General features: G+C 67.3%; 8 protein-coding genes. 5 read left to right on the top strand and 3 right to left on the bottom strand.

Annotated elements, in window-relative coordinates:
- Positions 1–45 precede the first annotated feature (45 nt).
- From XI05_RS35205 to XI05_RS35185, 5 genes are all read left to right on the top strand, one after another.
- On the top strand, positions 46–768 hold the full coding sequence (locus XI05_RS35205) for a nucleotidyltransferase family protein (RefSeq protein WP_271510388.1): 723 nt from the start codon (positions 46–48) through the stop codon (positions 766–768).
- Positions 769–1014: 246 nt separating this feature from the next.
- Positions 1015–4161: a double-strand break repair protein AddB gene (addB, locus tag XI05_RS35200; protein ID WP_271510387.1), complete on the top strand. Its 3147-nt coding sequence runs from the start codon at positions 1015–1017 to the stop codon at positions 4159–4161.
- Positions 4155–7664 carry a double-strand break repair helicase AddA gene (addA, locus tag XI05_RS35195; protein WP_271510386.1) on the top strand — a complete coding sequence of 1170 codons (3510 nt, stop codon included), beginning with the start codon at positions 4155–4157 and terminating at the stop codon, positions 7662–7664. The genes addB and addA overlap by 7 nt, the downstream gene beginning before the upstream one ends.
- A 70-nt stretch (positions 7665–7734) precedes the next feature.
- The gene (gene trxA, locus XI05_RS35190; protein ID WP_008540017.1) at positions 7735–8055 is read left to right on the top strand and encodes a thioredoxin; all 321 of its coding nucleotides are present in this window, start codon (positions 7735–7737) and stop codon (positions 8053–8055) included.
- Between the two features lie 158 nt (positions 8056–8213).
- Complete coding sequence (locus tag XI05_RS35185; protein WP_271510557.1) at positions 8214–9221, top strand: ATP-dependent DNA ligase; 1008 nt, start codon at positions 8214–8216, stop codon at positions 9219–9221.
- Positions 9222–9344: 123 nt separating this feature from the next.
- On the opposite strand, the gene XI05_RS35180 is transcribed toward XI05_RS35185, so the two are convergent.
- The 3 genes from XI05_RS35180 to accD form a co-directional block, all read right to left on the bottom strand.
- The gene (locus tag XI05_RS35180; protein WP_271510385.1) at positions 9345–10085 is read right to left on the bottom strand and encodes a metallophosphoesterase family protein; all 741 of its coding nucleotides are present in this window, start codon (positions 10083–10085) and stop codon (positions 9345–9347) included.
- Between the two features lie 122 nt (positions 10086–10207).
- A complete protein-coding gene (locus XI05_RS35175) occupies positions 10208–11551 on the bottom strand; it encodes a bifunctional folylpolyglutamate synthase/dihydrofolate synthase (RefSeq protein ID WP_271510384.1) in 1344 nt (447 codons plus the stop codon).
- A complete protein-coding gene (gene accD / locus XI05_RS35170) occupies positions 11548–12489 on the bottom strand; it encodes an acetyl-CoA carboxylase, carboxyltransferase subunit beta (protein WP_172788597.1) in 942 nt (313 codons plus the stop codon). The genes XI05_RS35175 and accD overlap by 4 nt, the downstream gene beginning before the upstream one ends.
- Between the last annotated feature and the right edge of the window lie 34 nt (positions 12490–12523).

Below are 12523 nucleotides of genomic sequence, written 5' to 3'. Positions count from 1 at the left end.
CGTGTTAGGATTGCTGCGAACGCGAAAGGTCTGAGAAAGCGAAGGATGTCCGTCAAACCGACCAAAGCCATGGTGCTCGCCGCAGGGTTTGGCCTGCGCATGCGCCCCCTGACGGACAAGATGCCGAAGCCGATGGTGCCGGTCGCGGGCCAGCCCCTGCTCGACCACGTGCTCGACAAGCTCGGCCAGGCCGGTGTGACCGAGGCGGTGGTCAACGTGCATTACCTGCCGGACCAGATCATCGACCACGTCGCATCGCGTCAGCTTCCGCATGTCACTATCTCGGACGAACGCGACCAGGTGCTCGGCACCGGCGGCGGCGTCGTCAAGGCGCTGCCGCTGCTCGGCGATGCGCCGTTCTTCCATGTCAATTCCGACACGCTGTGGATCGACGGCGTGCGCTCGAACCTGACGCGGCTCGCCGAAAACTTCGATCCTGATCGCATGGACATCCTGCTCCTGATGGCGCCGACCGCGACCAGCATCGGCTATGGCGGCCGCGGCGATTACGGCATGCTGCCGGACGGTGCCTTGCGCAAGCGCAAGGAGAAGGAGGTCGTTCCGTTCGTCTATGCCGGCGCCGCAATCATGTCGCCGGCGATCTTTGCCGATGCGCCCAAGGGCGAATTCTCGCTGACGAAAATGTTCGATCGCGCCAACGAGCAGGAACGGCTGTTCGGCCTGCGCCTCGACGGCGTCTGGATGCATGTCGGCACGCCCGATGCCGTGCACGCCGCGGAAGAGGCGTTTTTGGAGAGCGTGGCGTAGGGCCGCCTCATGTCGCGGACGCGGTGCGGCACGAAGTGCCGCTCCGCAGAGCCGTAGGGTGGGCAAAGGCGCACTTGCGCCGTGCCCACCATCTCTGTCGACCGCAAAAAATGCGTGGGCACGCTTCGCTTTGCCCACCCTACGAGACCTGTGCTCGTCGCACGAACAGCGGGGACTACTCGCCCGCACCCATGACCATTCGAGCTCATCTCCCTATATTGCCTGATCCTTCGAATCAGGCGGCCCATGCGCGTCTTCAGCGTTCCCATCTCAGTTCCGTTCCTGCGCACGGTCGTCGCGGCCCTGCTTGACGGCCGGCTGGTCGCGGGGTTCGAGGCGCGCAAGGAACCGGCGCGGCTGGCGGACGCCACGCTGTATCTGCCGACGCGGCGCGCCATGCGCGTCGTCCGCGAGATCTTCCTCGACGAGATGAAGGCGGATGCCGTGGTGCTGCCGCGCATCGTCGCGCTCGGCGACATCGACGAGGACGAGCTCGCTTTCGCGGGCGAGAGCGAACAGTTTTCCGGGACCGCGCCGCTCGACATTCCGCCGCGCCTGAGCGAGCTCGAACGGCGGCTGACGCTGGCACAGCTCGTCGCCGCCTGGGCCAAGGGCCCGGTGCTGGCGCCGCTGGTGGTCGGCGGCCCCGCCTCGACGCTGGCGCTGGCTTCCGATCTCACGCGCCTGATCGACGACATGGTGACGCGCGGCGTCGACTGGAGCGCGCTCGACGGGCTGGTGCCTGACAACCTGGACCGCTATTGGCAGCACTCGCTCGAATTCCTGCGCATCGCGCGCATCGCCTGGCCCAATCATCTCGCGGAGATCAACCGGATCGAGCCGGCCGCGCGGCGCGATCTTCTGATCGCGGCGGAAGCGAGGCGCTTGACCGCGCATCCAAATGGACCCGTGGTCGCGGCGGGCTCGACCGGTTCGATGCCCGCCACCGCAAAATTTCTCCATGCGGTCGCATTGCTGCCGCATGGCGCCGTGGTGCTGCCGGGCCTCGACACCGATCTCGACGACGACGCCTGGCGCAGCATCGGCGGCGTGCGCGATGCGCTCGGCAAGTTCGCGGAGCATCCGGCCTCGAACCATCCGCAATATGCCATGCATGCGCTGCTGGATCGCTTCGGCATCAAGCGTAGCGATGTCGAGATCTTGCAGCCGCCGGCGGAGGGGGCCCGCGACCTGCTCGCGTCGGAATCGATGCGGCCGTCCGCCAAGACCGAGGTCTGGCACGACCGGCTGAAGCAGCCTGATGTCGCCGCGAAGATCGCGGGCGGCATGCAGAACCTCGCGGTGGTCGAAGCGCCCAATCCCGAGATGGAAGCGCTCGCCATCGCCATCGCGATGCGCGAGGCGCGCCATCTCGACAAATCCGCGGCGCTGGTGACGCCCGACCGCGCGCTGGCGCGGCGGGTGATGGCGGCGCTGACCCGATGGGATCTCGCCTTCGACGATTCCGGCGGCGACGTCTTGATGGAAACCTCCGCCGGCACATTTGCGCGCCTCGCGGCAGAGGCGGCGACCAAGGGTCTCGAGCCCCCGACTTTGCTGGCGATGCTGAAGCATCCGCTGTGCCGGCTCGGCCGCGCGCCGGGCGCGTGGAAGATGGCCATCGAGAGCCTGGAGCTTGCGATGCTGCGCGGCACGCGGCCGCCGGCAGGCACCGCGGGCCTCCTGCGCGAATTCAACCGCTTCCGCGAGGAGCTGGCAAAGCTGTGGCGCAGCGAGGTCTCCGCGCTGCATCGCGCCGAGCCGCGGGCGCGTCTCAAGGCCGAGGATCTCGACCGCATCCAAGCTCTGGTCGATGCCCTGCAGAAGGCATTGGCGCCGATCGAGAGCCTGCCGCCCGCGAAGCCCTATGATTTCGCCGAGCTCGCGCATCGGCATCGCGAGATCATGATCGAGCTGTCGCGCGACGAGCACGGCATCCCGCTCGCCTTCGAAGATCGCGATGGACTTGCGCTCGCCGGCGCGTTCGACGACCTGCTGCGCGGAGGCACGACCAGCGGATTGCTGGTGCAGCTAGCGGACTACGCGGACGTCTTCCAGACCGCGTTCGGCGATCGCGCGGTGCGGCGGCGGGACAGGCCGGGCGCGCGCTTGCAGATCTACGGCCCGCTGGAATCGCGCCTGATGCAGGCCGACCGCATCATCATCGGCGGCCTGATCGAAGGTATCTGGCCGCCGGCACCGCGCATCGATCCCTGGCTCAGCCGGCCGATGCGACATGAGCTCGGGCTCGACCTGCCGGAGCGCCGCATCGGCCTCTCCGCGCACGACTTCGCGCAACTGCTCGGCGGCGACGAGGTGATCCTCACCCGCTCCGCCAAGGCTGGCGGCGCGCCGTCGGTGGCCTCGCGCTTCCTGCATCGGCTGGAGGCGGTGGCCGGCGACGAGCTCTGGAAGGCGGCTGTCCGCGCCGGTGAGACATACGTGCAGTTCGCTGCGGCGCTCGACCAGCCCGAGGAGGTCAAACCGATCAAGCAGCCGGAGCCCCGGCCGCCGCGCGCGACGCGGCCGCTCAAGATGTCCGTCACCGAGATCGAAGACTGGCTGCGCGACCCCTACACAATCTACGCCAAACGTATCTTGCGGCTCGATGCGCTCGACCCCGTCGACATGCCGCTCTCGGCCGCCGATCGCGGTTCGGCCATTCACGATGCCATCGGCGAATTCACGGAAAGCTATGCGACGCGTCTGCCGGACGATCCCGCGCGGGTGCTGCGCGCGATCGGCGAGAAGCACTTTGCACCACTGATGGAGCGGCCCGAGGCGCGGGCGCTGTGGTGGCCGCGCTTCCAGCGCATCGCGCGCTGGTTCGGCGAATGGGAGGCGGCGCGGCGCGATGCGATCGAGGCGATCGTCGCGGAGACCCGTGGTGAGATCTCGATCATGCTCGATAACAAGCGCAGCTTCCGCCTCTCCGCCCGCGCCGACCGCATCGAGCGCCGCCAGGGCGGCTTCTATGCCATCCTCGACTACAAGACCGGCCAGCCGCCGACCGGCAAGCAGGTCCGCATGGGCCTGTCGCCGCAGCTGACGCTGGAAGCTGCGATCCTGCGCGAGGGCGGCTTCCCCGATATCGACGCCGGCGCCTCCGTGAGCCAGCTCGTCTATGTCCGTCTCAGCGGCAACAACCCGCCGGGCGAGGAGCGCATCCTCGAGCTCAAGTTCAAGCCGGGCGACGAGCCGCAGCCGCCGGACACCGCGGCCGCAGAAGCGCGCGCCAAGCTGGAGGCACTGATCCGTGCCTTCGAGGACGAGAACCAGGCCTATACATCGCTGAACCTGCCGATGTGGGCGAACCGCTACGGCACCTATGACGACCTTGCCCGGATCAAGGAATGGTCCGCGGCGGGCGGATTGGGGATCGAGGAATGGTGAAGGCGCAGCGTCCCATCCCTGACGAGGTGCGCGCGCGGCAGGCGCGCGCCTCCGATCCGACCGCATCGGCCTTCGTCTCGGCCAATGCCGGCTCGGGCAAGACCCATGTGCTGGTGCAGCGCGTGATCCGTCTCTTGCTGTCCGGCGTGCCGCCGGAAAAAATCCTCTGCATCACCTTCACCAAGGCCGCCGCCGCCAACATGGCGGAGCGCGTGTTCACCACGCTCGGGCATTGGGTGACGCTGGACGATGATGCGCTCGACGCGGCGATCCGCGCGGTCGGCATCCCGCATCCCGGCGCAAAACTGCGCCGCGACGCGAGAAAACTGTTCGCCTGCGCGCTGGAGACGCCGGGGGGGCTGAAGGTGCAGACGATCCATGCGCTGTGCACGCGCCTGCTCCAGCAATTTCCGTTCGAGGCCAACGTTCCCGCGCGCTTTGCCGTGATCGACGAGCGTGACCAGACCGACATGATGGAGCGCGCCAATCTGAAGGTGCTGCTGGAAGCCGCGCGCGACCCGGAGAGCGTCACCGGCCGCGCGCTGCTGACGGCGATGGCGAGCGCCGCCGATGTCACCTTCAAGGAGGTCGTGCGCGAGGCCTGCCTCAGCCGCGATCATTTCATGGCCTGGACCGACGAGGCCGGCAACGCGGAAGCCGCTGCCGCTCAGATGGCTTCAGTGCTGGGCGTCGACGTTGCGGACCGCATCGAGGCCGTCGAGACCGAGATTCTCGATGGCCCGTTCCTGCCGCGCGCGCGCTGGGACGACATCGCCTTCGCGCTGGAGGACGGCAGCAAATCGGACAATGACCAGGCGGGGCGGCTGCGCGCGGCAAAGGTGTTTTCCGGCAGCGACCAAGTCGATGCCTATCTGTCCGTGTTCCTCACCGACGACAAGCTGCCGCGCAAGGCGGTGCTGACCAAGAAGTTCTGCGATCACAATCCGTCCGTGGCCCGCCTGTTCGAAGCCGAGGCGCAGCGCCTTGCAGGGCTGATCGAGAAGCGCCGCGCCGTGACGGTTCGTGACCGCACCGCGGCCTTGCTGCATATCGCGACCGCGGCTGCCGCGAATTACCGGCGCGAGAAGCAGGAGCGTGGCCTGCTCGACTATGACGACCTCATCGACAAGACGCTGGCGATGCTGGACCGCATCGCCTCGGGCTGGGTGCATTACAAGCTCGACCGCGGCGTCGATCATGTGCTGATCGACGAGGCGCAGGATACCAGTCCGCGGCAATGGGACATCATCGCGCACATCATCTCCGAGTTCACCGCCGGCGAAGGCGCGCGCGAGGGCCTGAGCCGAACAGTGTTTGCGGTCGGAGACGAGAAGCAATCGATCTTCTCGTTCCAGGGCGCTGATCCGCACGAGTTCGACAGGCGCAAACGAGAGCTAGACCGCAGGTTCAGGGCCGCCGGGTTGAAATTCGACCCGGTCGCCTTCACCTATTCGTTCCGTTCGGGTGCCACGATTCTTAACTCGGTCGACCACGTCTTCCGCGATCCCGCGATCTACAAGAGCATCCATTCGATCGACATCGGCCACCCTCTGCACAATTCGCTCAGCGATGCGAGTCCGAGCGTCGTCGAGCTGTGGGATCTCGCGGAGGCCGACGATCGGCAGGAGATCGAGGGCTGGCGTGCGCCGTTCGACGGCGTTGCCGTCACCAGCCCCGAGGTCAAGCTTTCCCGACGCATCCAGGCCGAGATCAAGCGGCTGGTCGAAAGCGGCACGCTGACAGGGCACGAGGGCGAGCGTCGTCCCTTGCGCTACGGCGACATGCTGATCCTGGTGCGCCGGCGCGGCAACGCCTTCGACGCCGTGATCCAGGCGCTGAAGCACGCCGGCATTCCGGTCGCCGGCGCCGACCGGCTCAAGCTGACCGAGCACATCCCCATCATCGATTTGATGAACCTCGCCGACGCGCTGCTGCTGCCGCAGGACGATCTCGCGCTCGCAGTGGCGCTGAAGAGCCCGCTGTTCGGGCTCGATGACGACGATTTGTTCACGCTTGCCCATGACCGCAAGGGATCGCTGCGCCGCGCGCTCGGCGACCATGCAGGCACAAGCGAAAAATTCGCCGCGGCGTTGCGACGCCTGGAAGCCTGCGAGATCCGCGCGCGCGAGGAAACGCCGTTCGCGTTCTACGCCTGGCTGCTGGGCGGCGATGGCGGACGTGCACGCATCCTGCGCCGGCTCGGCCACGAGGCCAACGACGCGCTCGACGAATTTTTGGAGCTGGCGCTGAACTACGAGCGCAAGGCGCCGGCCTCGCTGCAGGGCTTCATGGCCTGGCTACGCTCGGCCGACACCGAGGTGAAGCGCGACATGGAGATCTCGCGCGACGAGGTGCGGGTGATGACCGTGCACGGCGCCAAGGGCCTGGAGGCCTCGGTCGTGTTCATGGTCGACACCACGTCCTCGCCCGCGGACTCGCAGCGGCTGCGGCTGATCCACGTGCCGCGCGGCAATGGCGGCGAAGTCGTGGTCTGGGCCGGCCGCAAGGCTGATGATCCCAAACCCGTCGCCGAGGCGCGCAAGGCGATGCTGGAGGAGACCGAGGACGAATATCGCCGGCTGCTCTATGTCGCGATGACGCGCGCGGCCGACCGGCTGATCGTCGGCGGCTGCATGCCCGGCAACATGAAGACGGTGCGCAAGCTGAGCTGGTACGACCTCGTCGACACCGGGCTCGCCGGCTCAGGCCTCGACAAGCAGGTGATCGAGACGCCGCTCGGCAAGGTGACCCGGTTCGCACGCCCGGAGGATGTCGCGGCGTTGGGCGCGCCGGCGACCTCGGTGCACCAGACCATCGCGCTACCGGACTGGCTGCGGACACCGGCGCCGCGCGAGACCATCGACGAGGATTCCGTGCGCCCCTCGGGCCAGTCTGCCGAGGAGGGACGCAGCGTCCGACCGGGCGAATCGGTGCAGTCGCGCGCGCTGGCGCTGCAACGCGGCACGCTGGTGCACCGTTTGCTGCAATCGCTGCCCGAGATCGCCAGCGAGCGCCGGCGCCAGGCCGCGCTCGCCTTTATGGCGCGCAACGCCTCGGACTGGGCGGAGCCCGACCGCATCGCACTGGCCGACAAGGTGCTCGCCTTGATCACGGACCCGCGTTTTGCGCCCGTCTTTGCCGCCGGCAGCCGGGCGGAGGTCGCGATCGCCGGCCGGCTGGAACGGCCGGGCCGCACCCCGGCCCTGGTGTCGGGGCAGATCGACCGGCTGGTCGTGCGCCCCGAGGAGGTCCTGATCGTCGACTTCAAGACCAACCAGAGCCCGCCCAAGAGCGCGGCCGAGGCACCGGCCGCCTATGTCCGCCAGCTTGCGCTGTACCGGGCGGTGCTGTCGCGGCTTTATCCCCAAAAGCCCGTCAGGGCCGTCCTGCTCTGGACCGAGGCCCTTGAATATATGGAGATTTCGGCCCCCGCGCTGGACGCGGCGCTGGCATCCCTTCATCTCGGTGTGAGCGTCCTTGACCCGGCAAGGGGCCGTTCATAGGTTGACCGCATGATCCCGGGCGCGATTCCAGGTCGCGCCGATTCGCTTTCAACCGAGTGAGGTACTCCCAATGGCCGTTAGCAAGGTTTCCGACGCCGATTTCGAAGCCGAAGTGCTCAAGGCGAACGGCCCCGTGGTCGTCGATTTCTGGGCCGAATGGTGCGGCCCCTGCCGCATGATCGCACCCGCGCTCGACGAGATCGCCGGCGCGATGGGCGACAAGGTCAAGATCGTGAAGCTCAACGTCGATGAGAGCCCGAAGACCGCGTCCAAGTACGGCGTGATGTCGATCCCGACTCTCATGATCTTCAAGGGCGGCGAGATGGCCTCGCGCCAGGTCGGCGCAGCGCCCAAGGCGAAGCTGCAGCAGTGGATCACCTCCGCGGTCTGATCCAGCTTGCGCGAGATTTTTGGCGCAAGAATATTTTCGACAACGGCCGGCGAAAGCCGGCCGTTTTGCGTTGATGGGACGTGTTCAGCGTATGACGAGTCCCGCCCTTGCCTGCTCCTCCCCGTAAGCGCGACCGCAAGCCCACGTCTCTCGTGGCGATGGAGGCGCGTTCGGTCGACGCGATCCCGCGCGGCAAGGAGTGGCAGTACGAGCCGAAATGGGACGGCTTTCGCTGCCTGCTGTCGCGCAACGGCAGCAACGTCGATCTGCGCTCCAAATCCGGCGAGGACCTCGCGCGCTATTTCCCGGAAGTCGTCACCGCGGCCTTGGAGCTGAAGGCCGACCGCTTCACGCTCGACGGCGAGCTCGTGGTGCCGCACGGCAAGAGCTTTTCCTTCGACGCGCTGCTGCAACGCATTCATCCGGCGGCGAGCCGCGTGAAGAAGCTCTCGCAGGAGACACCGGCGCTCTACCTCATCTTCGATCTGCTCGCGACATCTGGACAGAAGGGCCTGGCTGAGAAGACGCTGGGCGAGCGCCGGCCGGCGCTGGAAGCCTTCGCGAAAGCCAATCTCAAAAGTAGTCTCTTCCGCCTCTCGCCGTTCACGACAAGCTACGCGACGGCCAAGAAATGGCTGGCGCAATCCGGCGGCGGCTCGGATGGCGTCATTGCCAAGCGGATCGACCTGCCCTACCAGGGCGGAAATCGCGACGGCATGCAGAAGATCAAGAAATTTCGCAGCGCCGATTGCGTGGTCGGCGGCTTCCGCTATGCCACCAACAAGATCGCCGGCCGGAACGTCGTCGGCTCGCTGTTGCTCGGGCTCTACGACGATGACGGCCTGCTGCACCATGTCGGCTTCTCCTCGGCAATCAAGGCGCAGGCGAAGCCGGCTCTGACCGACCGGCTCGAAGCACTGATCGGCGAGCCCGGCTTCACCGGCAACGCGCCGGGCGGGCCGAGCCGCTGGTCGACCGAGCGTTCCGCAAAGTGGTGTCCGCTCAAGCCTAAGCTGGTGATCGAGGTCTGCTACGACCATTTCAGCGGCGAACGCTTCCGCCACGGCACCTCGATCCTGCGCTGGCGTCCCGACAAGGCGCCGCGGCAATGCACCTTCGAGCAGCTGAAGCAGAAGGCGGCCGATCCGATGAAGCTGTTGAAGTGACGCGGTCTCGTGCCCCGGACGCAGCGCGAAGCGCTGCAGAGCCGGGGCCCATGTTGCGGCATTCTGGGCCCGGCTCTGCGGAGCAGCGCTTCGCGCTGCACCGCGTCCGGGACACGAGAGGTTCTACTTGATCCACCCCGTCGCCAGCGCGTTCGCCAACTCCGGCTGACCGTTGCGCTGCGCAAGTGCGGCCATGGCCTCGTGATCGTAGGCGACGTGCCGGAACGTCACCTGCCAGGCAGCATCGACGCGTTCGAGGATCGCATAGCGCGCGTGCGGCGTGCCGGCTTCGACGACATGCGGGACCGGATGCTTGTCGCGATAGCCGGGGCTGCCGACACTGCCGGGATTGACGATCAACCGGCCATCGCGCAGGCGCACCGCGCGGGCGAGATGGGTGTGGGCGCACAGGATCAGCGATTGCGTGACGCCCTGCGCAAGCTGCTCGATCCGATCGAGCGGCGACAGCGCCACCGCGCCGTCGGGATGGACGGTGTCGAGCCAGTACACCTCATCGCTGCCGGGCGTCGCATGGCAAAGGAAAACCTGCTCGCGGAAGACCCGCGTCATCGGCTGCGCGCGCAGCCAGTCGAGGTGGGCGGTGTCGAGCTGTTCGTAAGCGGGGCGATCCCACGAACCCATCTTCTCCGGCGGACGGTCGAGCAAGTAACGATCGTGATTGCCGAGGACGTGCATTGCATCGAGCGGCATCAGGATCTCGATGGTGCGGCGCGCATCGAGCGGGCCACTCAGCATGTCGCCGAGATTGACGATGTCGGCAATGCCGAGCGCACGGATGTCGGCGAGGACAGCCTCCAGCGCGAGATAATTTCCGTGGACGTCGGCAATCGCGGCAAAGCGCATTGTTGTTATCCCTCCTCGCGTGCCCCGGACGCAGCGCAGCACGAAGTGGTGCGCTGCAGAGCCGGGGCCCATGCAGCATTCCGGGTCCCGGCTCGCGCTTCGCGCGTCCGGGACACGAGAATTCATGCAGGCGGCGTGCCGTTGATCGCCAGCACGTGGCCGGCGAGATACAGCGAGCCGGTGATCAGGATGCGCGGCGGCAGCTCGTAGGCGAGCTGCGCCAGCGCGCGCAGGGCGGCTTCGACGCCGGGTGCAGGCTCGACGCGCATGCCGAGGCTGCGCGCGGCATCGGCGAGACGGTCGACCGGCATCGCGTTCTCGGTGTCGGGAATCGGCACTGCGATGATGTGGCGGGTGAGGCCGGCGAAATTGGCGAGGAAGCCCTGCGCGTCCTTGTTGGCCATCATGCCGGCGATAATCACCAGCGGCCGCGACACCCGCTCCTCGAGATCGCCGACCGCGGCCGCCGCAACACGGCCGCCCTCGGCATTGTGGCCGCCATCGAGCCAGATCTCCGAGCCCTGCGGACCCCAGGACAGCAACTCGCCCGAGGCGAGGCGCTGCATCCGCGCCGGCCATTCGGCACTGAGGATGCCGGTCTCGAACGCGGCGTGGTTGACCTTGATGGTCGGCAGCGCGCGCAGCGTCGCGATCGCGAGCCCGGCATTGGCGAATTGGTGGCGGCCGAACAGACGCGGCGCCGGCAGATCCATCAAGCCGCGGTCGTCGGAATAGACCAGGCGTCCGCGCTCGACATTGACGTGCCAGCTCTCGCCTGCGGCGAACAGCGGCGCACGCATGCGCCTCGCCTGCGCTTCGATCACGGCCATCGCCTCCGGCATCTGCTCGGCGCAAATTACGGGCACGCCGCGCTTGATGATCGCGGCCTTCTCGCCGGCAATCGATGCCAGCGTATCGCCGAGGAAATCCATGTGATCCATACTGACAGGCGTGATCACGCAGGCCGCAGGCTGATCGACCACGTTGGTCGAATCGAGCCGGCCGCCGAGGCCGACTTCGAGCAGCACGATGTCGGCCGGATTCTGCGCGAACAGCAGGAAAGCGGCGGCGGTCTTCAGCTCGAACAAAGTCGCGGCCTCACCGGCATTGACGCGCTCGACCTCTTCCAGCGCGGCCCGCAGCTCGTTGTCGCCGACGAGCACACCGCCGCCGACGCGGCCAAGCCGGAAGCATTCGTTGATGCGGACGAGATAAGGCGAGGTGTAGGCGTGGACGCGCAGGCCTGAAGCTTCCAGCGTCGCGCGCAGATAGGCGAGCGTCGAGCCCTTGCCGTTGGTGCCGGCGATGTGGATCACCGGCGGCAGCTTGCGTTCGGGGTGGCCGAGCCGCTCGAGCAGGCGGTGCATCCGCTCCAGCCCGAGATCGATGCGCTTCTGATGCAGGGCCGACAGCCGCCCGATCACCTCGTCGAGCGGTGTCTTGGCACGGTCGGGGGAGGCGTTCACGCGTGCGGCGCAGCCGGCGCCGTCTCGGCGGCGGATACGATCTGCGCCGGGCTTGCGACCGGCTGCACGGACTTCGATGCCCCTTCCTGCGCCGGCGCCTTGGTCAAGAGACGGCAGAGCCGTGCCAGGGTCGGGCGCAGCTCGTGGCGATGCACGACCATGTCGACCATGCCGTGCTCCTTGAGGTACTCGGCGCGCTGGAAACCTTCAGGCAGCTTCTCGCGGATGGTTTGTTCGATCACGCGCGCGCCGGCAAAACCGATCAGCGCGCCGGGCTCGGCGATCTGCACGTCGCCGAGCATCGCATAGGACGCGGTGACCCCGCCGGTGGTGGGATTGGTCAGCACGACGATGTAGGGCAGCTTTGCCTCGCGCAGCATCTGCACCGCAACGGTGGTGCGCGGCATCTGCATCAAGGACAAGATGCCTTCCTGCATGCGCGCGCCGCCGCTCGCCGCGAACACGATGAACGGCGACCTCTTCTCGACCGCGAGCTCCATCCCGCGCACGATGGCTTCGCCCGCGGCCATGCCGAGCGAGCCGCCCATGAAGTCGAAATCCTGCACGGCTACGACGACGGCGGCGCCTTCGAGCTTGCCATAGCCGACCTTGACCGCGTCATTCAGATTGGTCCGCGCCCGCGCATCCTTGATGCGGTCGACATATTTCTTCTCGTCGCGGAACTTGAGCGGGTCAGGCGTGACCTCGGGCAGCGCGACGTCGAACCAGGTCTCGTTGTCGAAGATCGACTTGAGACGCGCCACCGCGCCCATGCGCATGTGGTAGTTCGAACCGGGGATGACGAACTGGTTGGCCTCGACGTCCTTGTAGAACACGAGCTGTCCGGAATCCGGGCACTTGATCCACAGGTTCTCCGGCGTCTCCCGCCGCAGCATGTTGCGGATCTTCGGCCGGACCACATTGGTAAGCCAGTTCATGGTTTGCTCCGATGTGCGATCCCGCTGGGAATCG

The organism is Bradyrhizobium sp. CCBAU 11357 (genome assembly GCF_028128865.1).
In the GTDB taxonomy this organism is placed as follows: Bacteria; Pseudomonadota; Alphaproteobacteria; order Rhizobiales; family Xanthobacteraceae; genus Bradyrhizobium.
This window is presented reverse-complemented; position numbering and strand designations above follow the sequence as displayed.